Genomic DNA, 22,171 nt, shown 5'->3' on the forward strand with positions numbered 1-22,171 from the left:
CCTGGTGGCAGCATATGTTCGCACTGTTGGTCCTGGCTCATATGCTGTGGGTTGTGGTGAGGCTGCGGAGGGAATGGCGGCGCGGTCAGCCTGACGAAGGTTCGGTGCCCCAGCCGGGTGCGGAAATCTATACCGGTGCGCTGCGGAAGGTGTCTGAATACACGCCGGTCGCCGCGCCGATGCCGGCCGGCTCGTTTCATGGTCACTTATTGAGAATTCTCAGATTCGTCGCCCGGCGATGCATTACATCTCTTTGCCTCTTCCACTCGAAAAGAGGCGGAACGTGGCACATATCGAAGAACTGCGACCTCAGTACCGCCGCCCGGCAGATGCAGGAGCGCACACAACAGCAGACCAGCGCTCCCTCGAATGGACAGATTTTGTCGTGCCAGTGGCGGTCATGTGCACCGTGGCATGGATTTTCTTTCTGTTCTGGCTGGCTGTGCGTCTGATCGAGGTGGCTCTCGCCTGAGCGACAATGAACCAGCTCGCGAGATGAATGAGCCCCGCAGATGATCTTCTCTGAAACAAAACTGGCAGGAGCGTACGTCGTCGATATTGACCCGCAGAAGGACAATCGTGGTCATTTCGCTCGCGTCTTCTGCGAAGATGAATTCTCTGCGCGCGGATTGAAATTCTCGGTCGTACAGGCAAGCGTCAGTCTCAACGCAAAGCGTGGTACGGTCCGCGGCCTGCATTTTCAATATCCGCCCGCGGCCGAGATAAAATATGTACGATGCATGCGGGGGGCGCTCGCGGACGTCATTGTCGATCTCCGGCCCGAATCGGCAACATATCTCGACCATCTGATGATCGAGTTGTCGGCAGAGAATGGTCGCGGGCTCTACATACCCGAACGTTTCGCCCATGGCTTTATCACGCTGCAGGACGGTACCGAGGTGTCCTACTTTATCGGCAATGCTTACACACCGGCGGTCCAGGGTGCGCTCAGATACGATGACCCGCACCTCAAAATCGAATGGCCATTGCCGGTCAGCGTTATTTCGGGCCGCGATCGGAAAGCGAGTTCGGTTTTCGAGATCGGAGCGGAGCTGAAAGACCGCATGAGTGTCCGAGAATCAATGGTCGCTTAAGTCGGTCCAAGGGGAGGGACGACAAGAGAAAATCGTCGTTGTTTCAGCCGAGGACGAATTGTCGGCCGCTTCATGTGCCCAATTATTCGAAGGATGCTTCTGTTTGGTTAAATCCCTCACGACGATTTGACGACCGTCAAATGACACAGATGCACCGAGCATAAGGTCCGCCCCCGAGTATCTTAAACGGTATTCTTGCACGCGAGAGGAGCCGCCGATGTTAAAGCATGAGACCGCTTCCGAGGTGTTTCGGGCTACGGCATTATCGGCTCAAGGGAGCGGTCACAGCGGTTGCCGGTTTTGCGGCACCAAGCTGCAACAGGTCTTTATCGACCTCGGATTATCTCCCCTTGCAAATTCCTACTTGAAGCAAGACGATCTCGAAAGGGACGAGCATTATTTCCCTCTGCGTGTGTATGTGTGCAGCGAATGTTTTCTGGTGCAGCTTGAGGAGTGGGAAAGTCCGGAAAACATTTTTGGAGACTACGCGTACTTTTCTTCCTACAGCACCTCCTGGCTCAGTCATGCCAAGGCCTATGTCGCCGGCATGGTCACCCGATTCGGGATCGGCCCTAACGACAAGGTTGTCGAAGTCGCGAGCAACGATGGTTACCTGTTGCAGTATTTTGTCGAGCGAGGAATCCCCGTCCTTGGCATCGAGCCGGCGCGGAATGTTGCCGAGGTTGCGCGAACAAAGGGAATCCCCACGCGGGTCGACTTCTTTGGAGAAGATACGGCGCGGACCCTTCGCGAGGAGGGCATGCGCGCTGATCTCATCATCGGAAATAACGTGCTGGCCCATGTCCCAGACTTGAACGATTTCGTCAGCGGCATAAAGACTTTGCTCAGCGACAAAGGCGTCGTTACAATCGAATTTCCGCACCTAATGCGCCTGTGCGCCGAATGTCAGATCGACACCATCTATCATGAACATTTCTCCTACTTCTCGTTCATTACGGCAGAGAAAATCTTTGCAGCACACGGGTTGACGCTCTTCGATGTTGAGGAACTTCCCACACACGGGGGGTCACTGCGCATTTACGCTCAACACAGTACGACCGGCCCTCACCGGATTTCCGATCGTGTCGAGGATCTCCGTACACGCGAGATCGATGCGGGCTTTGCGGATCTTGGCCGGTATCTCGTTTTCGAGGAGCGAGCGCTCCAGACCAAGCGGAAGCTTCTGGCCTTTCTGAAGCAGGCGAAATGGGCGGGCAAACGCGTCGTGGGATATGGTGCCCCGGCCAAGGGTAATACTTTGCTCAACTACTGCGGCATCAACCCCGAACTCCTTGAGTACACGGTCGACCGGAATCCTCACAAGCAGGGCCGTTTCCTCCCTGGAACACACATTCCGATCTACGAACCCGAGCGGATCTACGCAACCAAGCCGGATTACATTCTGATCTTGCCGTGGAATCTGAAGGACGAGATCATCAATCAGCTTTCATTTGCCCGCTCATGGGGGGCGCAATTTGTGGTGCCGATCCCCGAGCCGCAGATTGTCGCATAAAGCTATCGAGATCGTCCAAAAGCTTGCGCGAATTACGAGGACCACGGGATGCATGGAAATGCTGGAAGCTGGGGCGCCGAGGTCACCGAAATGCCGGCGGCGCATCGCGATCTGTCGGCCGACGATGGCGGCCGCACGATGCATCGGTTCATTACGGAGCTCTATCCGATCTGCCGTAGTATTACCGGCGAAGGTGTGCGCAAAACCCTCGCGCTTATTCGCGAACACATCCCGATCACGGTCTGTGAAGTGCCGTCAGGTCTGCAGGTGTTCGATTGGACAGTTCCGCCGGAGTGGAATATTCGTGACGCCTACATCAAGAACAGTGCTGGCGAACGCGTGGTCGACTTCCGCGCGTCCAATCTGCATGTCGCGAGCTACAGTGTGTCCGTTCGGGCGCGTATGGGGCTCTCCGAACTCAAAGAGCATTTGTTTTCAGATCCGGAACAACCGGATCTGATTCCCTACAGGACCTCCTACTACGAGCCGGCTTGGGGCTTCTGTCTGGCACACAAGCAGTTGCTGGCGTTGCCGGATGATGAATATGAGGTCTGCATCGATTCTTCGCTCGAGCCCGGGCACCTGACCTATGGTCAGTTGCGGTTGATTGGTCGATCTTCGGACGAAGTGCTGATCTCCTGTCATGTGTGCCATCCGTCACTCTGCAATGACAATCTTTCCGGAATTGCCGTGGCGACGGCACTGGCTCAGCGCCTTAGTGGCATGAACCTGCGCTATTCCTACCGATTTCTTTTTATTCCCGGAACGATCGGCTCAATCACCTGGCTTTCGCTCAACCAAACGCGCGTCAGCAGGATCAAGCATGGCTTCGTCATGACATGCGTCGGCGATGCCGGGCCGATCACTTACAAAGCGAGCCGTCGCGGCGATGCCGAGATCGACAAGGCGTGGACTTATGTGCTGCAGCAAAGCGGAGACGCGTTTGAAATACGGCCGTTCTCTCCGTTCGGGTACGACGAACGGCAATATTGTTCGCCGGGGTTCAATCTTCCGGTTGGATGTTTCATGCGTACGCCGCACGGGGAGTTCCAGGAATATCACACGTCGGCTGACAATCTCGATTTTGTCCAGCCACCCTCGCTTGGCGATTCGCTGGCGAAAGCTCTCGCAACGATCGACGTCATCGATAACAACGCCTATTATTTCAATCTAAAACCGTTCTGTGAACCAAAGTTGGGAAACTATGGTCTGTATAAAACGACCGGGGGCGTTTCGGCCGATCTTAGTCAGAAAGCGCTACTATGGCTGCTCAACATGTCCGACGGGCAGAACTCCCTGCTTGATATTGCGAGTCGCGCCAATTTGCCGTGGCAAGCGGTCAAGGATGCGGCGCAAGCGCTCAGCGAGGCTGGTTTGCTGAAGCTTGCCGAACGCCCGCAATAGACTCTTACGGCAGGCCGCCGAGATTAAGCACGCGTCCTCGACAGTTCTCTGCGGTTTCCTACAACGGTCTTACCTTTCGCGCAGGCTTTCATGCTTGTAACGCATCAAAGGCGACAACAGGTAGCTAATGATACTGCGCGAGCCCGTTTTGATCTCAACCGTGGTGGCCATGCCGGGTGACAGATTGACGCGCTTGTTCTCGATCTCCATCTGAGTGCGATCGAGCGAGACACGGGCCGCATAGACCAGTTCCTGACCTTTAGGTTCGCTGCTGCTAGCTTCGCCGCCCCGTTGCTTATCGTCCTGCGGTTTGTTCCGGGTAATGGCATCCTGCGAAATGTCGAGAATCTTGCCTTGCAGCAGCCCATAGCGGGTGAAGCTGAAGGTATCGATCTTGATCTCGGCGTCCTGCCCGACCTCCACAAAGCCGATATCCCGGTTCGAAATCATGGCCTCGATTTCGAGGCCGCTATCGGCCGGAACAATCACCATGAGGGCTTGTGCAGGGGTTACGACGCCGCCGATTGTATGGACGGCGAGCTGCTGAACGACACCATCAATCGGTGCGGTCAACCTCTGTAGACTCGTTCGTTGCTCAGCCTTGATCACATCCTGAGCGAGCCCAGCGGCCTTTTGTTCAGCTTTGGACAGATCGTCGAACAGCATGCGCTCATACTCTGCCACGGCTTTTGCCCGACTTTCCGTGAGAACGGCAATGGCGGCATCGGTTTCGCTATAACGGCTTTGCTGGATTAGGATCTCTTGCCGTTGGCCGACCAGATCCTGCAATTCCGTGAGGTAGGTCAGCTTCGATCCAAGCTCCTTCTGAAAGAGCTGTTCGCGAATCTCGACTCTTTGCTGCAGGGGCGTGATCGTTGCCTTGAGCTTCTCAATCGAGGCACTGATGGTCGCGCGCTCGGCTTCCTTTTGCGCGATTTGCCGGTCGATAGCGGCGAGTTTGGCGTTCTGTTCAGTGATCAGGCTGGTCAGAAATCGGCGATGCATCTGAACAAGTGTCGACGGCGCTTCTTTCGGCGGTGTAAATGCGGAAAGCGGGTCTTCCTTTCCCGCTAGCGCAGCTTTGAGGCGTGCCGTATCAAGCTGGGCTCCTTGGAGATCGCTCCTCAAGCGTTCGAATTCTGCTGTGCTCATTGTCGCGTCGAGTTCGATCAGAACATCGCCGCTTTTGACGCTTTGTCCGTCGCGCACGAGAATGGAGCGCACGACACTGGTATCAAATGGCTGGATGGTCTTGTTGCGGCCGCCGGAAATGATCTTTCCCGGTGCCACAGCGACGATATCGACGGTACCAACCGCGGCCCAGATCAGGGCGGCACTGAAGACGCCGATGAGTGCGAATGCAGTCGCGCGGCCAACAGGCGAGGGTGGCGTTTCCACGATCTCCAGCGCCGCCGGCAGAAAAGCAAGTTCGTGCGACCGGCGGCGATCGGGATCCTGCCGCGGTATACTGACAGCGCGGCCGAGTTTGCGGGCGCGATCCGCGAAGTCAATAATCGCGGTGCCGGCAGTATTCGCCGCGGATTGGGCAGCCTCTTTGGCTAGGTCCGGCTTGGCAATCCGGCGGGTTTTTTCAACGAGGCCGAGGGCTATTCGAGTTGCGTAAAGCTTTCCGTCTTTTGCCGACCGCAACAGCGTCCTGGAGAGAACCCCAGGACTTTGTACCAGGATGACACGGCCGTCCCAAATGGCCTGGAAATCGGTTTGGGACATCAGAGTGGGCCGGTCTGCGTCTGGGGCGAGAACAATGACCTGGGTCTTGCTGGCCTTGCCCAAAAGCAGAAAGCCTCCTCCGCGCAGGCACGCAATTCCCGGCAGGGGCAGGGAGGACAGACGCCGCCAGGCGGTTTTCAATATGCGCGCTTTGAGATCGATCATTCTTGCGCGGCGAACGATCTCGAGAATACTGGCATTTCCGTCGCCAGTGCGGCGTACGAAATGCTCAGGATCGGCATCGATTCCCCGAAGGCGAAGCAACATCTCCAGAACCACAAGGCCCGGATCGGCTAGGTCGTCTGCTCTCTCTTCGCGGCTTGCCATCGTTGGCTCACGCTTCTGCACGGATATCTTTTCTCAAGGTCAGTTATTGAACAACGTCAACTGCAAAGGAATGCAGTTCTGGATTTCGTCAGTGCGCTTCATGCAAGCCTGCCTGCACGCGATAGAGCGAGGCATAGCGCCCGCCCATTCTGATCAGATCTTCGTGCGGCCCATCCTCGATCAGGCGCCCACGCTCGATGGTAATGATGCGGTCTGCTTTACGGAGTGTCGAAAGCCGATGCGCGATAATCAGGACCGTCCGGCCGCGCGAAATCTCGCCCATATTCTGTTGCACGATGCGTTCGCTCTCGTAATCGAGAGCGCTTGTCGCTTCATCGAAGATGAGAATGCGCGGCTCCGTAATCAGCGCCCGCGCGATGGCAATTCGCTGGCGTTGTCCGCCAGAAAGAGTGCTGCCGCGTTCTCCGACAATAGTGTCGTAACCTTCGGGAAGAGTAAGGATGAAATCGTGTGCGCCAGCCAGAGTCGCGGCAGCGATCACCTTATCGGCGGTCATGGAGGGATCGGCCAACGCGATATTGTCGCGCACTGAACGATTAAACAGAACGCTGTCCTGGAGCACGACGCCAATCTGCCGCCGCAGCCAGGCTGGTTCGATCTGGGCGATATCGATGCCGTCGATCAACACGCGTCCGCTCTCCGGTACGTAAAGGCGCTGGATGAGCTTGGCGAGCGTGCTTTTACCGGACCCGGATTGACCGACGATTCCAATAATCTGGCCGGCTTGCACGTCGAAACTGACATTGTGCAAAATCTCAGGACCATCGATGCGATAGCGAAATGTCACGTGTTCGAAACTGATGTTGCCACGCAAGTCCGCGAGCGTCATCCGGCTGGGATTATAGAGCGGTTCCGGCGCCGTATTGAGGATATCGCCAAGGCGTGAGATCGAAATGCGGGCTTGATGGAAATCCTGCCATGTTTGTGCGAGGCGCAAGATCGGGGCGCTAACACGGCTCGAAAGCAGATTGAAGGCCACAAGTTCGCCGACGGTCAGTTGACCGCTGATGACGAGCTTTGCGCCAATATAGAGAATGGCCGCGCTGACAAGCTTGCTCACAAATTGAACGGACTGGCTCGCGACATTGCCAAGGCTGATTACACGGAAGCTTGCGGCAACATAACCGGCCAGTTGCTCCTCCCAGCGGCGCTGCATCTGCGGCTCGACCGCCATCGCCTTCAGGGTTTCGATGCCGGCGACACTTTCCACGAGAAACGCTTGGTTCTCGGCGCCGCGCTGAAACTTCTCGTCAAGCCGCCTCTGGAACAGCGGCGTAGCCAGAGCCGAGATGCCGACATAGACCGGAAGGGACGCGAGCACGATCCATGTCAGCAGCGACGAATAGAAAAACAGAACGGCAATGAAAATCACGGTAAACAGCAGATCGATGACCAGAGTGAGTCCCGAACTGGTTAGAAAATTGCGGATGTTTTCCAGCTCTCGCACGCGAGCGACGGAATCGCCGACACGCCTGGTCTGGAAATAGCTGATCGGCAGAGCCAGAAGATGCCGAAAAAGACGCGCTCCGAGTTCGACATCGATGCGGTTGGTGGTGTGCGAAAACAGATAGGTGCGAAGAATGCCTAATATTGTTTCGAACAGCGCGATCGCGACCAGGCCGACCGCCAGAACATCCAACGTGCTCATACTGCGATGGACGAGCACCTTGTCGATAACGACCTGAAAGAACAGTGGAGATATCAGCGCAAAGAGCTGCAGAAAGAATGAGACGATCAGAACTTCACTTAAAAGTCCGCGATATTTATGCATCGCGCCGAGAAACCAGGTGATGTCAAACCGGCGTGTTAGGTCGCTCAAAGAGGCGCGCTTGGTCATGAGCAAAAGCTGCCCGTCCCATACGGCCTCCAGTTCGGCTTGTTGCATCATAATCGGACGAGGGCTGCCCGGTTCTAAAGCAATGATGCTGTCATCGCCGATCTTGCCAAATAGCAGGAAACTACCGTCGCGAAGAATTGCGAGTGCGGGCATTGGCGTCTTTGTGAGCCGAGGCCAGTTTGTTGTGAGCGCGCGTGCGCGAAGGCCAAATTCCTTCGCACAGCGGATCATCTCTGCTACGCCAATCGGCGTTCCGCGAAACTGATGGCGTATTTGATCAGGATCAACACCGATCCCCTGAAACCGAAGCATCATCACCAGCGCGATCAGACCGGGGTCGGACGTTAAGCCGGGCGTTTCGCTGTGGCTCTGCAATGTATTTCCCCTATCGTAATTTGGTGCGGGGGCGATTCCCCCAAGCTGCAACCGCCCGACTGCGTGAATTAACCGGCAATCGGCGATGCACCTGTGCAATATCGGAAAGGCCCCTAAAACAGGGGTGCCGGGTAAGCGAATTCACGTTGACGCCGAGATTACAATTCGTGTTCATGACGTGGCATTTCGCCCGAACCAAGGCCGGATTTTGACCAAGCATCCCTGACCTCAACGTTGCTGTGCAAAATCCGAGGCGCAGCGTCAGGCGTTCGCGAGCCGCAAAAGCCGCGCGCTTGCCGGAGATTCGTCAAATATTTCGCACGTCGTTGTATCTCGTTCGGCGCGAAAGCACATGCCGAAGCGAAAATTGAGCGCTGAACTCAAACCAAAGCATGCTGTCCGCCGATGCCGAACGTATCGCAGTATCCCAGCCTCTTTGCTGCCGACATCAGAAGCCTGTCGATTGTGGCAAGCGTCCGGGAAAATACGTTGGCTCCAACCGATCTAGCCGGCCGTATCTCGTCGCGACTTGACGGGCGTCAATATCGCAATACCGGGCCGAAATAGGGTGACTCAAAGCCAAACGCCCTACGTCCTGGTCCAAGGAAAGCGATGCGCTGGCTGGTCGTGAGACGACTGACGGTGCGTTCGCTGGGCCAAGGCGATGAGCGGATAGGCGCGCGCTGGCAGCACCCATGCACGAAATTTCAAGCCAACTCGTCCCGCACCGTCTCAGCAAGTGCGCTGCCGCGCGACGTTCAATGCGTGTGGAGTCAAGGCAGTCTCTGTTGCGGCGCAGTGGCGAACGAGTTCAGAAAATCGATTCGCAATGAAAATCCTGTTTGCCAACAAGTTCTTTTTTCGGAATGGCGGCTCGGAAGTCGTCATGTTCAATGAAATGGATCTGATGAGGCAAGCGGACAACGATGTCATCGAATTTTCGATGCGCGATCCGCGAAACCTTCCCTCAAAATACGACCGATACTTTGTTTCGGAAAAGTCATACCGCTCGCCATCACGCAGTAGCAGGATTAAATCGGCGTTGTCCTTCATTCACTCGCCGGAGGCGGTCGAAAAGATCGGGGCCCTGATTCTCGACGAGAAGCCCGACATTCTTCACTGCCACAACATCTATCACCAGCTAACACCATCCATCATCAATGCGGCGTCACGCTTGAACATCCCTGTCGTGCTGACTCTGCACGACTATAAGCCGATTTGCCCGGTTTATACCCGTCTCCGAGGAGGCGATGTTTGCACGAAATGCTCGGACGGCCGGTTTGAATCGTTGCTCACGCAAAGATGCGCGGATGGCTCGCTCGGCAAGAGTGCTCTGCTGTGGGCTGAGGCGCGCTACCATGCAATGGTCCGTAGTTACCACCGTGTGAGCAGGTTTATCGCCCCAAGCCGATTTATGCGAGATGCGATGGCGCATCGCTTCGGCAAGGACAAGGTGATTCACATCCCGAACGGGATCGATGCATCTCGTATCAGAACGTCGGATGACGATGATCGTTACGTCCTCTATCTCGGCCGTTTATCGCCGGAAAAAGGGGTTGAGACGCTGTTGCAGACGCATGCTGCGGACGATGCGTCCTGGCGCCTTGTCATCGCTGGCACAGGTCCATTGCTGGAGGACTATCGATCCCGCTTTCCGTCGGCTGAGTTCGTCGGTCATCTGACGGGTGAGGTGCTTGAGACTACCTTGCGAAGGGCTTCGGTCATCGTCGTCCCGTCCGAGTGGCACGAGAACAGCCCGCTATCGATCCTTGAGGCGATGGCCCATGCGAAGCCGATCGTTGCTTCGCGGATTGGCGGAATTCCGGAACTGGTTAGGGACGGCGTAACCGGCCTTTTGTTCGAGCCGAAAAACTCACGGGATCTTTCCGGGCGCCTGAAGGCGCTGCTCGATGACGCCGGTCTGCGAACACGGCTTGGCGGAGAAGCAAGACGCGTTGTCGAGGCGGAGTACTCCCTCAGCAGGCACGCAACAGCGCTTCTCTCGCTCTACGAGAGTCTCACCAGGCAGTTCAAATCACCGAGCAAGGCAGTGTCGTAAAATGGATCTCACCGTTATTTCGACGTTCAGGTGCAATTCGAAATGCCAGATGTGTTACATCTGGAAAAATCCAACAGAGCCTAAGGAAGAAGTCTCGCTCGAAACGTTGTCGAAGCTGCCAAACGGCTTTGACAATCTCAACGTGTCAGGCGGCGAACCGACGTTGCGGAAGGATCTCAGCGAGATCATCGATATTGTCTATCCCAAAGCGCGTATCACCGAAATTTCGTCTAACGGGCTGCACCCCGAACGTCTGGTGCCGATCATCAAAAAATATCCAAACGTCAAGGTTCGGTTTTCGCTAGAGGGCGACCGCGAGACCAGCGATGCCATTCGCGGAGAAAAGAATGGTTATGAAACAAAGGTCGCTGGATTGCGGAAGCTCAAAGAAGCTGGCGGCACTGACCTCGGCTTCGCGATGGTGATCCAGGACGAGAACGTCAAGCAGCTGGTCGATGTCTATGAGTTCGCGCGCAAGGAGGGCTACGAGCTCGCCACATCCACCCTCCACAATGCCTGGCAGTTCTACAAGAATGATAATTACTTTTATGAGCGCAAATCGGTCGCGCGGCAGGTCGAAGGCCTTATCGAGGCGATGCTGAAAAGCTCGAAGCCGAAGAACTGGTTTCGGGCTTATTTGAATCTGGGTCTTATCGAAAAAATACTGGGGCATGACCGGCTCATTCCTTGCAGCGCTGGAAAGGATTTTGCCTTCATCGATCCCTGGTCGGATGTGTGGGCCTGTAACGTCCGCTCTGATTTGCCGATGGGTAACCTTGCGCGACAGTCGTGGGATGAGATCCTGAATGGCGAAGTCGCACAGCGCACGCGCAAGAAAGTCGCGGATTGCAGCCAGAATTGCTGGATGGTGACAACGGCGCGCACCGCGATGCGTTCGAATATCGTGCCGCAGATGCCGAAAGCGGAACCCATGATGTGGGTTCTGAAGAACAAGATAAAGGTCTCCGTCGGCAAGAAGATCTGCTTCGACAGCTACATCAACTATTCGGACGTGCGGCCGTCTCCGTTCGTCAAGCGCGAAACGTATCTGGATAAAAACGTCAAAGCAAAATTGGTGAAAGGGCGGGTGACGCCCGATGAGCATTACCCGCTCAAGACCTTTATGAACAACTGATTTGCGGGGGATGAGACATGAGCCATCCCGTTAAAAGTGAAATTTACATGTTCGGGTTTCGTGGCTTTCCCGGTGTCCAGGGCGGTATCGAAACGCATGCAGAAAACCTTGCGCCACAGCTTGCTCAGCTGGGCCATGATGTGACGGTCTGTTTCCGATCTCCGTATGTGGATGCGAAGTGCGGAAAGGGTTGGAAGGGTGTGAGATTGCTGCGCCTTTGGACCGTTCGAAATACATATTTTGAAGCTTTGCTTCATTCGCTCGTTTGCGCGCTTGTCGCCGGGGTTTACAGACCGCAGATCGTGCATGTGCACGGTATTGGTCCAGCTCTTGTTACACCGCTGCTCAGGCTGCTCGGTCTTCGCGTCGTCGTGACCCATCATGGGGAGGACTACAATCGCGAAAAATGGGGCTGGGCGGCACGGACGGTTCTGAAGACGGGCGAAGCATTGGGGATGCGATTTGCGAACAAGCGAATTGTAATCAGCCGCACGATCGAGAAGCTGGTTGCAGCCAAATACGGCAAGTCCTGCGACGTAATCCCGAACGGTGTTGCGTTGCCCGAGATTCCGGCGAAGACGGACAAGATTGCCGAGCTCGGATTGGAGCCCAGCCGATATATCTTATCGGTTGGGCGGCTGGTGCCGGAGAAAAGGCAACTGGATCTCGTGCGGGCATTCGTGGCCGCGAAGCTGGAGGGTTGGAAGCTTGTGATCGTGGGACGGATCGATCACCAGAACAGGTACGCCGACGCGCTGGCCACTGAGGCTGCTTCCAACGACAATGTCATCATGGCCGGTTTTCACAGCGGGGAATCTCTGCAGCAGCTCTATGCGCATTCCGGCTTGTTCGTGCTGCCTTCTTCGCACGAGGGGCTTCCCCTTGCCTTGCTGGAGGCGCTTAGCTATGGCGTGCCGGTCCTCGTCAGCGACATTCCCTCAAATCTTGAAGTCATCGATCATCCCGCTCACATCTTCCGCCTCGGCAATATTGATGATCTCAAAAGTAAGATGTCTGCATTAGCCGATGCGCGATTGGAGACAGCCGAGCGCGAGACGATGAGACGATATAACATCCGCCGTTACGACTGGACCGATATCGCCACGCGGACGTCCGCTGCTTATGCCGAACTGATAGGCGCAGGGCAGACGGATGCGGTTTTTCGTCCGACCGCCGCGCGAGGTCGGGCCAAGCTCGCGAATACAGCCTGGAGCGAGTTCTGGCGTTCGTTCCAAGAGACACGTCACCATATGCCGTAGCGGCGGCTATACGAATTACGAGAAAACCGAGCCGTGGCGGGAGTGCCGTTCTGCAGCGCGGGAGCCCGTCAGGCCGCCGATTTACTGCGGCTGACGGTCTGGCGGACTTCGAAGCCTTCGAATTTGGGATGCCCGAGATAGAGCGATCCGGTGGTTTGGTTGCCGGCATTTGCATGCGCCTTGCGGAACTGCTCCGACTTCGTCCAAGCTTCGAATGTGTCTCGGCTTTGCCAGACCGTGTGAGACGAATAAAGCGTGTGATCTTCCGCCTCCGGACCCTTCAGGAGATGGAATTCAACGAAACCCGGCATTTCCTCGAGATGGGTTTCTCGCGTCTTCCAGATGCGTTCGAATTCTTCTTCCGATCCCTTTTTGACGAGAAACCGGTTCATCGCGATGAACATGGCTGTCTTTCCTTTGGCTGGCGTGATGCTGGCAGTTGATCTCGATGCCAACAAAGCGGCCGGAGCCGCTTTGTTGTTTCTTGTCTAGTCTATCTCACATAGCGCTGAAGCGCACGCGCATGGAGCCCTTGTAAACGATTCCGGGTGGCGGTGCCGTCCACAGGAGGTCATTCTGTGTCGCGCCGTCGTAGCTCGTTTTCGGAACGGCAAACGGTCGGTAATATTCGTTCAAGATGTTGTCGATTCCGAAGGCGAGTGTGAGATCCTGCACCGGATCGTAGGTGAGATAGAAGTTCAAGAGATCATAGGAGGTGCTCGGAACGTAAGTGTCCGGCACATGCTGGTTGGACGCTGCCGACACCCAGGACGCAGCGAGGGTCAGTTTGCGCTCCAGCAGCCGCACGCCGAATGTCGTGACAATCTTGTTCGGTTGAATGTTGGCGAGCCCCTGGCCCGTCACGTCATTGTAGCCGCGCTGGAGCTGTCCCGTCAGGCCAACGAACCAATCCCCGGCATCGTAGGCCATTTCCGCTTCGAAGCCCTGGATGTGGGCCTTGGCGATGTTCTGGTACTGATAGAACTGGCTGCCCGTATACGGGATAAAGCCAAAGGGAGGAAACGGAACAAGTACTGAGATCGGAGCAGAAGGCGTGAGTTCGATATAGTCCTCAAGGTTGTTGCGGAAGGCGTTGAACTTGCCACGGAACGAATCGCCGCTCTTGAAGATGTTGTCGAACTTCAGATTGAGGCCGACTTCCTGATTCTTGCCGACTTCGGGACGCAGATTCGGATTTGGCAGGAAACAGAACAGGCCGCTGGTTCCGTCTGAACAAGTGAAAAATGCCGGGCCGCCGCCAGTCGAGTGTGCCCCTGCGATCAGCGTTTCCGTGATCGATGGTGCGCGATAGCCTTCGGCATAGCTGACGTAGGGCGTAATACCAGGGAACGGTGTGATGCCGACCGTAATCTTCGGCGAGATGCGATCTCCCGAGGTGTTGGTGGTGCCGCTTTCGAGCTGGTAATTGTCGTAACGCGCGGCGCTGATCACCTCGAGCCAGTTCGAATAGTTGGATTTCAACTGAATGAAGGCACCCGACACCGTCCGGACGCCGCTGGGCGTGGTGATGTTGGAGTTGCCGCTCTGATCGGTGGTGTCGACATCATCCTTGAAGATGTCGCCACCGATCGTGAGCGCGTTCTGCCAGCCGGCGAATTCGAAGCGCGACGTGTTATGTCCGTCGAACCCGATCGTATCGAGCACGTAATTGCGCTTGTCGCCCACGCAGCCGGACACGTTGTTGCCCGGTGTGGTGCAAACGCCGGCCTGTGCGGTCGTGCTGGTGTGATAAATCTTGGTTTGATCGTTTCTGGTCTGGTTGACGTAGGCGCTGAGATTCCAATCGAACAGCTTGTCGTCAGGTTTGCTGTAACGCCAGCTCACCGTACCGGTGTAGTTGCGAACGTCGGTTGCATAGACTGACGTGCCCTGATTGAGAAGGCGTTGTTCTGCCGTTGCAACCGGGCCGCGATTATATTGGCCGATATTGAAAAGATCTTCCTGGACAATGCCGCCAATTTTCACTTCGTGACCATCGGCAGGTCGGACAGTGAGCTTGGCGATGCCGGTCGAGATGTGGTTGGCCGTGTTGTCGATGACCGTACCGTCGCCGTCTTTATAATTACTTTGCATCCGGTGAGTGCCGCCGACCAGCACGTCGACATTCTCATTCGGGCGGGAAGCCATGAAGACCGAACCCAAGCCGCGACCGCTGTTTGAGCCGAGCATGCCGTTGAAAGTCGTGCCAAAGCGCTCTCCCGGCTTCAGGATATCGCCGACATCCTTGGTGCGGAAAGAGACAACGCCGCCGATGGCGCCTGAACCGTAGATATTCGCGGTCGGTCCGCGGACCACCTCCACGCCTCCGAGCAATTCCGGTTCAAGGAAGAAGCCGCCATTCGCGTTGTGGCCGCTGCGCTGATAGTTCTGCCGCGCGCCGTCTACGATAACCGCGACACGCCCAAAATCCTGCAGGCCGCGAATATTGATCGACGTTTCCGGTGTGTCGCCGCGATCCTGAAAGGATACGCCCGGAGTGTTGTAGAATATGTCTGACAGCCGTTTTGCCGAGACCATATTAATCGTCTCGAGTGTGATGACGCTGATGGGCGCCAGTGCGTCGATCGCCTTTTCTTCGGTTTTACTGGCTGACACGGTAATCGTATCGAGTGCAATCGGTGTTTGAGCCAATGCCTGTATTGAACAGCTCGACGCAATTGCGCCGGTTAATGATCCCGCAATGAAAAACAAACGCTTGCCGCGTCGCGCCATAGCAGCCCCCAGTTTCAGCGATGTTGGGCTGGCGGGCGGCCGCGAGACGCGGTGGCTAGCTGGCTAAAATTCGCTCTTTCAGTTTCAACACTGGTAATCCTCGGCGCCGCAGCAAGTCAAACAAACTCAAGGGCTTCGTGACTCACGGGGGATCTCCGTGGGCCGCATGCAACAATCTAAAGCGATTCCAAATCCCTCTCTGAAGTAATTCCAGATCGTGGTTCTTCTCTGAAGTAATTCCAAATCATAGATGATGACGCTGCGGAATCTGCGGTTAAATTGGGATTGAATGAGACAGGATACGAAAATGCCTGAGCCGCTCGCTGGAGCAGATTCGGCAGAGGCTCCCGGCCGTCAGATAACGATGATCGGTCATCGGATTGACAGCCGGCAGATATTCCGTGATGGCCGCGAAGTCACGATCCTGCATGGCCAGGAAACCTATCGTTTGCGCCTGACAGCACAGAACAAGTTGATACTGACGAAATGATTTGCGTCCCGAAACCGACCATGAGAGCTGCTGTATCTACGGCCTTGCTGATGCTTCTGTGGCAGATGCCGGCGGGCGCCGCAGCCGTTCGCGATGCTTCGGGCCGCACGATCTCCGTCGACGATCCGTCTAGGATCGTCTCGATTGGTGGGGCGGTGACGGAAATATTGTATGCGCTGGGCCGAAGCGATCGTCTGGTTGCTGTGGATACGACGAGCCTGTTTCCGCCCGAGGCCCTCAAGTCGAAACCGAATGTCGGGTATTTCCGGCAATTATCGCCGGAAGGCGTGATCGGTCTTGCGCCGTCCGTCATCCTGGCCGTCGAAGGATCGGGACCGAAAGAGGCCGTCGCAGTGTTGCGATCGGCGTCGATCCCGCTCGTCAGCATTCCGGACAAATTTGATGGCGAGGGCATCGTTGAAAAGATCAAGATGATCGCCAAGGCCATCGATGCCGACCGGGAAGGCGAATGCTTGAGCCGGCTTGTAACCAATGATCTATCGGCATTGGCCAGCTTGCGCTCCGGGATCAAGGCGCCCGTCCGGGTCCTGTTCATTCTTTCCTTCATGAACGGCCGCCCGATGGTGGCTGGGCGCGGCACCGCCGCCGACGGCCTTATTCGTATGGCCGGCGCGGTCAATGCATTCGATAATTTCGAGGGCTACAAGATCGTAAATGATGAAGCCGTTCTGGCGGCCGCGCCTGACGCGGTGATCGGTATGAAAAGAGCCGGGCTCGATCTCGACGCCTCCAGCGTGTTCGCGCACGCTGCGTTTCGCGAAACGCCAGCCGCAAAGAAGGGGCGGTTTTTCGCGATGGACGGCTTGTACATGCTGGGGTTTGGGCCGCGAACGGCCCGTGCGGCGCGCGATCTCAGCCGGTCGCTTTATCCGGAGATAACGTTTGCCGAACTTCCGTCGGAAGCGCGGAAGGATGCTGGCAAGCCGTGCAGGAATTAAGCGCGAACAAATCGCTTCGGCCGACAGGTTGGCTTGTGATCGGTCTGCTGACCCTGCTGTTGGCCGGCGTCGCCGCGATGTCGACCATGATCGGCGCGGCAGGAATCCCTCTGCAGCGGCTATTCGCAGCGGTCACCGGCGGCGGAGGAGACGCGGCACACCTTGCGCGTGACCAACTGGTCTTATGGTCTATTCGACTGCCGCGCATTGCCGTTGCCATAGGCGTCGGCACCCTGCTGGCCATGGCGGGTGCGATCATGCAGGGGATGTTTCGAAACCCGTTGGCTGACCCAAGTCTTGTCGGTGTTTCAAGCGGCGCCGGTTTCGCTTCGGCTGCGACCATCGTCGTTGGCGACAGACTGCTGGCTGGCACCGCCGGTCAGATGCCGTTTGAACTTCTTCCGGCTGCCGCATTCTTTGGTGCGCTGGCTGCGACTGTGGCGCTCCATCGCATCGCGACACACGATGGACGCACGTCGATCGCGATTTTCCTTCTCGGTGGGCTTGCAATAGCGGCACTGGCCAATGCCGGAATCGGGCTCCTCGTCTTCGTAGCGGACGACCGTCAGCTTCGGGATATTACATTCTGGCTGCTGGGATCGCTGGCCGGCGCCACGTGGCCAAAAGCGTGGGCGCTTCTTCCTTTTGTTGTCGCCTCGATCGTTGTCATTCCACGGATCGCGCGGGGACTTGATTTGCTGGTGCTTGGTGAAGCCGAGGCCTTTCATGCCGGCATATCGGTTCAGCGCCTGAAAATCATCGCTATTGTGCTGGTTTCCGCGGCGACTGGTGCCGCTGTGGCAGTCTCCGGTGTGATCGGCTTTGTCGGTATCGTTGTCCCCCACCTGATTCGGCTCCTCATTGGGCCGGCGCATCGTATCCTCCTGCCAGCATCAATGCTGCTTGGGGCCGCGCTCATGCTTTGTGCGGATACGGCGGCCCGGATTCTGGCAGCGCCGGCGGAGGTCCCGATTGGGATCATCACAGCGGCGATCGGGGCGCCGTTCTTTCTTGCGCTTCTGCTCAGACAGCGTTCGGTTGCCACGTTATGACTATGTTGATCGATGTGGCCGGCGCAGGGGTGCGGGTTGGCGAACGAACCATTCTCAGCGGGATCGACCTGACCGTAGGCCCCGGTGAAATCGTCGCTTTGGTCGGGCCAAACGGAGCGGGCAAGTCGACATTGTTACGTGCGATATCGGGTGAGGTTCGCCTAGCGGAGGGCAAGATTGCCATCAAAGGCCGCCCGCTCACCGATTATTCACCGCGCGAACTTGCGCGGCATCGCGCGGTGCTGTCGCAGCATACCAATGTTTCGTTCGACTTCTCCGTTGAGGAGATCGTTGTCATGGGTGCGGACAGCGCACGGCCGCAGTCCTGGGTCCGCGATGTCGCCAGAACGGCGATGAAGCAATGCGATATCCTGCACCTGTTCGATCGACCCGTCACGCGTTTGTCCGGCGGCGAGCAGCAGCGTGTTCATTTCGCGCGGGCGATGCTTCAGCTTTTATCCGCTGACGATCGATGCAAGCCGGGATTGTTTTTCCTCGATGAGCCAACGGCAAGCCTCGATTTGAATCATCAACTCCGGATGGTCGAGATGGTGCGTAATATCACTAAAGAAGGGACCGGAATTCTTTTGGTGATTCATGATCTAAATCTCATGGCGATGCTCGCGAGCAGGGTCGCCATGATGAAGGCAGGAAGGATAATTGCGCTTGGCCCGCCCGACGAGGTTATCCGCGATGATGTCATGAGTGACGTGTTTGCCGTTAGCAATTCTGTCAGAGTTACGCCGGAGGCGCCGATGCCATTTGTATTACCGCAATCGATGCGCGTGAGGCGTTGATGGTTTAGGCGGGTCGACGATTTTGTTGCTGCAATCAGGGATATTCCATGACGACACTCGAACTTGACAAGCCAAGCCAGGCCAATCGCGCCGCGCTGCTGAAGCAGGCGACGCATGAGGCGCACGAAAGCCTGGACAAACGCATCATGCAAAGTGATCCGTTCGCCGATCGCGCGCGATATGGGTTGTTCTTGCAGGCGCAGTACCTGTTTCATCGCGAGATCGATGCGCTTTATGGTGAGGCCTCGTTGCTAGGGCTGCTACCAGATCTCGCGGAGCGCCGCCGGCTCGGGCAGATTGAACAGGATTTAGCGGATCTTGGTCTTGCAGCGCCAGCGGCCGTCGCTGCGCCCGTATTTGATGCGAGAGAGGAGGTCGATCTGCCGGCAGCTCTTGGCTGGCTGTATGTAGCGGAAGGCTCCAATCTTGGTGCGGCGTTTTTGTTGAAGGAAGCTGCAAAGCTCGGTTTGTCAGAAACGTTTGGCGCTCGGCACCTTGCGGCGCATCCACAGGGGCGGGGATTGCACTGGCGCACCTTCACGGCGGCACTCGATAGTGTCTCGTTATCGGCCGATGATGAGGCCCGCGCGATTGCGGGAGCAAAGGAAGCGTTTGCCCGTGTTCGCGACACGGTAGAAAGGCTGCTTCCTCTTCCATAGAGGCCGCGTGCCGCTATCAATGCAGGCTGACGGCTTCGAGCTTCTCGTGCTCGGCATTTGCGATCGCTGATTCGCGCGTGTCGGTCACAAGGATCGGCGTGCCGTTAGCGGCGCATAGCACAAAGACGTTTTGTCCAGGCGCAAGTGCGGGTGCTTCCGGACAAAAGAGGGCGACATCCTCTGATCGCGCGATGCGCACATAGGCCAGCTTACTTGCGCCCATGGTCGCAAAATCACGGATGGTATCCTTTCGTCTGGACGGAAAAATCGACGAACGATGAATCGATGCTGACATGATTGCGGCTCCTTGACGGTTTGACGGTCAAGGAGCCGCGACGGTTCATGGAAACGACGGTCTTGAGACGATCACGGAAACGCGATCATCCGGCGGCAAGATGCCGCTCTGCTTTCCATCAGTGGACGCTCACCGCCTCAAGCTCATTACTCCACGCATTTGCCACAGCGGCTTCACGCGTGTCGGTTACGAGAATGGGCGTGCCGTCAGCGGCGTGCAGTGCGAACAATTTCATACCCGGCTGCATCTCTGGTGCCTGCGGGTAAAGCTCGTGTACGTCTTCCGAATTGATCGCCTTCACATAAGCGATCTTGCCGCCGCCGAGAACGGCGAATGCCTGCGCCGACATGATCGGATTCTCGATGTCGTTTTCAGTCATGTCCGCTACTCCTTCTTACCTCAATTGCCCCTTCAACATTTGGTTCCATCGCCCTTTGTCGCATATCCGGGTTGGTAAACCGGTTACTGCACTATTCGTGCGGGGTGATGGAAATGCTCCGCACGATCCGCGCTGGCTCCGGCCGCGCTAGGTCGATCGAGAGCAGACCATTCTTCAGATCCGCGCGGAGCACTTCCATCCCGTCGGCCAGCACGAACACACGCTGGAATTGCCGGGCGGCGATGCCGCGGTGAATGAACTGCCTGCTCTTGTCATCGGCCTGACGACCGCGAATGACGAGCTGGTTTTCCTCGATGCTCACTTCGAGTTGGTCGAGGGTAAAACCGGCAACGGCGAGCGTGATACGCAGACGATCAGGGTTGCGGTCGTCCCGCGGCAGACGCTCGATATTGTAGGGGGGATATCCGTCCGCTGCCTTGGTGACGCGGTCGAGCACCCGCTCGATCTCGTCGAACCCTAAAAGGAAGGGGCTGGACAACGAAGGCATTCGGGACATCTCAAAGCCCTTTCAAGCGACTTTGACGGGGCCCAGAAGTGGCACCCCCTATTACCGTTCCGGCGGACCCGCCGGTTTGGTCTCCAGAATATGGTTGTTCCCGCCTGCGGTTCAAGAATGGCGGGAACCTGAGGGGTCCGGCCCTAGAACGCCTACGGGTTCGATTTCTCGAATTGCCGGAGGATTTCGTTGCCGCGGCGCACGGCATCGTCCAGAGCCGTCTTGGCGGCCTTCCTGCCGGACAGGACGGCCTCCAGCTCTTCTTGGATGATGTCACGGACCACCACATAGGAGCCGAGCCGGAGGCCCTTGGAATGGTCCGTGGCCGGGTTAAGGGTCATCTGTTTGATCGAGATGTCGGTTCCCGGATTGCGATCGTAGAAGCCGATGCTGCGGCTTTGCTCATAGGCGGCGCGGGTGATCGGCAGATAACCGGTCCATTGGTGCCAGGCCGCCTGCACCTCGGGTCGCGACAGGAAGGCGAAGAACCGCGCCACGCCCCTGTATTCCTCTTCGGGGCGGCCCTGCAGCACCCACAGGGATCCGCCGCCGATGATCGAGTTCTGCGGCGCCCCAGCAACATTCGGCCAATAGGGCAGCATGCCGTAGCCGATCTCGAATTTCGCATTGGCGATGATATCGGCGCGTGCCGCTGACGAGGAGATCAGGATGCCGCATTCGCTACTGTAGAAGCGCCGTTCGGCCTCATTGGTGCGGCCGGAATAATCAAACAGTTTTGTCTTCTGCCATTCTGCCAGCGTCGCCAGATGGCCGGTGACGACGAGATTATTGAACTGCAGTTCGGTGCTGAGCCCGCCGATGCCATTGTCAAGCGAGGCCAGCGGCAGGTTATGGAAGGCGGAGAAATTCTCAATGTTGATCCAGGCCGGCCAGCCTGTGGTGACGCCGCAAGGGACATTCTTGTTGCGCAGCTTGCGCGCGGCGGCTTCGACATCCGGCCAGGTCAGCGGCGGGGTATCGGCATCGATGCCGGCGAGCCGGAACTGATCCTTGTTGTAGTAGAGGATCGGTGTCGATGAGTTGAACGGAAACGACAGCATGTTGCCGTTCGCGTCCGAATAATAGCTGGTGATCGACGGCAGATAGGCCGATGGCGTGAAGGCGACGCCCTGCTCGGTCATCAACAGATGCACCGGATAAACTACGCCCTTGGCGGCCATCATGGTGGCGGTCGCAACCTCGGCCGCTTGCAGGATCGCCGGATGCTGCTTGCCGCGCAGCGCAACCATCGCCGCCGTCATGGTCTCCGTATAGAGACCCTTGTAGCTCGGGATGATGCGATAGTCCGGCTGCGATACGTTGAAGTCGGAGGCAAGCCGTTCGACCTCGCGGCCGAGCTCGCCGGGCATGGCGTGCCACCAGTGGATCTCGGTCAGGGCAAAGGCAGGGCCAATAGCCGTCAGCACAGAGAAACATATCGCGGCGGCAAGGCGGCGAAGAACCATAGCGATCCCCCAAGGACGGCACACGTTTTCCCGTGCGCTCGCCGTAGTCCTTTACCGGGTGGCGGGAAC

At 57.1% G+C, this 22,171-nt stretch carries 19 protein-coding genes and 1 pseudogene; 12 read left to right on the forward strand and 8 right to left on the reverse strand.

Translation table 11 applies throughout. The features are described from left to right. Positions 1–283: 283 nt before the first annotated feature. The 4 genes from CAK95_RS10800 (at position 284) to CAK95_RS10815 (ending at position 4,011) form a co-directional block, all read left to right on the forward strand. Positions 284–472, forward strand: a complete 189-nt coding sequence (locus CAK95_RS10800) for a hypothetical protein (RefSeq protein ID WP_147413629.1) — start codon at positions 284–286, stop codon at positions 470–472. Between the two features lie 40 nt (positions 473–512). After that, on the forward strand, positions 513–1,094 hold the full coding sequence (locus CAK95_RS10805) for a dTDP-4-dehydrorhamnose 3,5-epimerase family protein (protein WP_086087925.1): 582 nt from the start codon (positions 513–515) through the stop codon (positions 1,092–1,094). 217 nt (positions 1,095–1,311) lie between these two features. Continuing rightward, entirely contained in the window at positions 1,312–2,607 is a 1,296-nt protein-coding gene (locus CAK95_RS10810) for a class I SAM-dependent methyltransferase (RefSeq protein WP_086087926.1), read from the forward strand. A gap of 90 nt (positions 2,608–2,697) precedes the next feature. Continuing rightward, positions 2,698–4,011, forward strand: a complete 1,314-nt coding sequence (locus CAK95_RS10815) for a DUF4910 domain-containing protein (protein ID WP_198343856.1) — start codon at positions 2,698–2,700, stop codon at positions 4,009–4,011. 69 nt (positions 4,012–4,080) lie between these two features. Here the strand turns inward: CAK95_RS10815 and CAK95_RS10820 are convergent, their stop codons facing one another. Next, positions 4,081–6,069, reverse strand: a complete 1,989-nt coding sequence (locus CAK95_RS10820; protein ID WP_342588002.1) for an HlyD family type I secretion periplasmic adaptor subunit — start codon at positions 6,067–6,069, stop codon at positions 4,081–4,083. An 88-nt stretch (positions 6,070–6,157) separates the two neighbouring features. Continuing rightward, positions 6,158–8,302, reverse strand: a complete 2,145-nt coding sequence (locus tag CAK95_RS10825; RefSeq protein WP_280949868.1) for a type I secretion system permease/ATPase — start codon at positions 8,300–8,302, stop codon at positions 6,158–6,160. Between the two features lie 829 nt (positions 8,303–9,131). On the opposite strand from CAK95_RS10825, the gene CAK95_RS10830 reads away from it, so the two are divergent. From CAK95_RS10830 to CAK95_RS10840, 3 genes are read left to right on the forward strand one after another with little or no spacing between them, the layout of a single operon-like run. After that, entirely contained in the window at positions 9,132–10,361 is a 1,230-nt protein-coding gene (locus CAK95_RS10830; RefSeq protein WP_086087927.1) for a glycosyltransferase family 4 protein, read from the forward strand. Between the two features lies 1 nt (position 10,362). Further along, entirely contained in the window at positions 10,363–11,496 is a 1,134-nt protein-coding gene (locus CAK95_RS10835; RefSeq protein WP_086087928.1) for a radical SAM protein, read from the forward strand. 17 nt (positions 11,497–11,513) lie between these two features. Further along, positions 11,514–12,755: a glycosyltransferase family 4 protein gene (locus CAK95_RS10840; RefSeq protein WP_086087929.1), complete on the forward strand. Its 1,242-nt coding sequence runs from the start codon at positions 11,514–11,516 to the stop codon at positions 12,753–12,755. 68 nt (positions 12,756–12,823) lie between these two features. On the opposite strand, the gene hmuQ is transcribed toward CAK95_RS10840, so the two are convergent. Both hmuQ and CAK95_RS10850 read right to left on the reverse strand, forming a co-directional pair. Then, complete coding sequence (gene hmuQ / locus CAK95_RS10845; RefSeq protein WP_086087930.1) at positions 12,824–13,159, reverse strand: heme-degrading protein HmuQ; 336 nt, start codon at positions 13,157–13,159, stop codon at positions 12,824–12,826. 94 nt (positions 13,160–13,253) lie between these two features. Continuing rightward, positions 13,254–15,389: pseudogene (locus CAK95_RS10850) on the reverse strand (TonB-dependent hemoglobin/transferrin/lactoferrin family receptor); the annotation flags it as partial. Between the two features lie 406 nt (positions 15,390–15,795). On the opposite strand from CAK95_RS10850, the gene CAK95_RS10855 reads away from it, so the two are divergent. From CAK95_RS10855 to CAK95_RS10875, 5 genes are read left to right on the forward strand one after another with little or no spacing between them, the layout of a single operon-like run. Beyond that, positions 15,796–15,978 carry a hemin uptake protein HemP gene (locus CAK95_RS10855; RefSeq protein ID WP_245303707.1) on the forward strand — a complete coding sequence of 61 codons (183 nt, stop codon included), beginning with the start codon at positions 15,796–15,798 and terminating at the stop codon, positions 15,976–15,978. Positions 15,979–15,998: 20 nt separating this feature from the next. Continuing rightward, complete coding sequence (locus tag CAK95_RS10860; RefSeq protein WP_245303708.1) at positions 15,999–16,937, forward strand: heme/hemin ABC transporter substrate-binding protein; 939 nt, start codon at positions 15,999–16,001, stop codon at positions 16,935–16,937. Continuing rightward, positions 16,925–17,989 (forward strand): FecCD family ABC transporter permease, encoded by a 1,065-nt coding sequence (locus CAK95_RS10865; RefSeq protein ID WP_425349684.1) that lies wholly within the window; start codon positions 16,925–16,927, stop codon positions 17,987–17,989. The genes CAK95_RS10860 and CAK95_RS10865 overlap by 13 nt, the downstream gene beginning before the upstream one ends. Positions 17,990–17,994: 5 nt before the next feature. Further along, the gene (locus CAK95_RS10870; protein ID WP_280949869.1) at positions 17,995–18,786 is read left to right on the forward strand and encodes a heme ABC transporter ATP-binding protein; all 792 of its coding nucleotides are present in this window, start codon (positions 17,995–17,997) and stop codon (positions 18,784–18,786) included. Between the two features lie 47 nt (positions 18,787–18,833). Next, the gene (locus tag CAK95_RS10875) at positions 18,834–19,445 is read left to right on the forward strand and encodes a biliverdin-producing heme oxygenase (protein ID WP_086087935.1); all 612 of its coding nucleotides are present in this window, start codon (positions 18,834–18,836) and stop codon (positions 19,443–19,445) included. Positions 19,446–19,461: 16 nt separating this feature from the next. Here the strand turns inward: CAK95_RS10875 and CAK95_RS10880 are convergent, their stop codons facing one another. The 4 genes from CAK95_RS10880 to ugpB form a co-directional block, all read right to left on the reverse strand. Beyond that, positions 19,462–19,740, reverse strand: a complete 279-nt coding sequence (locus tag CAK95_RS10880) for a BQ00720 family protein (protein ID WP_086087936.1) — start codon at positions 19,738–19,740, stop codon at positions 19,462–19,464. A gap of 118 nt (positions 19,741–19,858) precedes the next feature. Then, complete coding sequence (locus CAK95_RS10885) at positions 19,859–20,119, reverse strand: BQ00720 family protein (RefSeq protein WP_086087937.1); 261 nt, start codon at positions 20,117–20,119, stop codon at positions 19,859–19,861. Positions 20,120–20,210: 91 nt separating this feature from the next. Further along, entirely contained in the window at positions 20,211–20,636 is a 426-nt protein-coding gene (locus CAK95_RS10890; protein ID WP_086087938.1) for an Hsp20 family protein, read from the reverse strand. 152 nt (positions 20,637–20,788) lie between these two features. Further along, entirely contained in the window at positions 20,789–22,102 is a 1,314-nt protein-coding gene (ugpB, locus tag CAK95_RS10895) for a sn-glycerol-3-phosphate ABC transporter substrate-binding protein UgpB (RefSeq protein ID WP_086087939.1), read from the reverse strand. Positions 22,103–22,171 lie beyond the last annotated feature (69 nt).

Source organism: Pseudorhodoplanes sinuspersici (assembly GCF_002119765.1).
GTDB lineage: Bacteria > Pseudomonadota > Alphaproteobacteria > Rhizobiales > Xanthobacteraceae > Pseudorhodoplanes > Pseudorhodoplanes sinuspersici.

What these genes read in the sequence shown, in the direction of transcription:
- CAK95_RS10890 (WP_086087938.1), bottom strand. Translation starts at nt 20,636, where the DNA reads ATGTCCCGAATGCCTTCGTTGTCCAGCCCCTTCCTTTTAGGGTTCGAC.
- CAK95_RS10875 (WP_086087935.1), top strand. Translation starts at nt 18,834, where the DNA reads ATGACGACACTCGAACTTGACAAGCCAAGCCAGGCCAATCGCGCCGCG.
- CAK95_RS10855 (WP_245303707.1), top strand. Translation starts at nt 15,796, where the DNA reads ATGCCTGAGCCGCTCGCTGGAGCAGATTCGGCAGAGGCTCCCGGCCGT.
- CAK95_RS10880 (WP_086087936.1), bottom strand. Translation starts at nt 19,740, where the DNA reads ATGTCAGCATCGATTCATCGTTCGTCGATTTTTCCGTCCAGACGAAAG.
- ugpB (WP_086087939.1), bottom strand. Translation starts at nt 22,102, where the DNA reads ATGGTTCTTCGCCGCCTTGCCGCCGCGATATGTTTCTCTGTGCTGACG.
- CAK95_RS10810 (WP_086087926.1), top strand. Translation starts at nt 1,312, where the DNA reads ATGTTAAAGCATGAGACCGCTTCCGAGGTGTTTCGGGCTACGGCATTA.
- CAK95_RS10840 (WP_086087929.1), top strand. Translation starts at nt 11,514, where the DNA reads ATGAGCCATCCCGTTAAAAGTGAAATTTACATGTTCGGGTTTCGTGGC.
- CAK95_RS10830 (WP_086087927.1), top strand. Translation starts at nt 9,132, where the DNA reads ATGAAAATCCTGTTTGCCAACAAGTTCTTTTTTCGGAATGGCGGCTCG.
- CAK95_RS10885 (WP_086087937.1), bottom strand. Translation starts at nt 20,119, where the DNA reads ATGACTGAAAACGACATCGAGAATCCGATCATGTCGGCGCAGGCATTC.
- CAK95_RS10860 (WP_245303708.1), top strand. Translation starts at nt 15,999, where the DNA reads ATGAGAGCTGCTGTATCTACGGCCTTGCTGATGCTTCTGTGGCAGATG.
- CAK95_RS10815 (WP_198343856.1), top strand. Translation starts at nt 2,698, where the DNA reads ATGCCGGCGGCGCATCGCGATCTGTCGGCCGACGATGGCGGCCGCACG.
- CAK95_RS10835 (WP_086087928.1), top strand. Translation starts at nt 10,363, where the DNA reads ATGGATCTCACCGTTATTTCGACGTTCAGGTGCAATTCGAAATGCCAG.
- CAK95_RS10805 (WP_086087925.1), top strand. Translation starts at nt 513, where the DNA reads ATGATCTTCTCTGAAACAAAACTGGCAGGAGCGTACGTCGTCGATATT.
- hmuQ (WP_086087930.1), bottom strand. Translation starts at nt 13,159, where the DNA reads ATGTTCATCGCGATGAACCGGTTTCTCGTCAAAAAGGGATCGGAAGAA.
- CAK95_RS10820 (WP_342588002.1), bottom strand. Translation starts at nt 6,069, where the DNA reads ATGGCAAGCCGCGAAGAGAGAGCAGACGACCTAGCCGATCCGGGCCTT.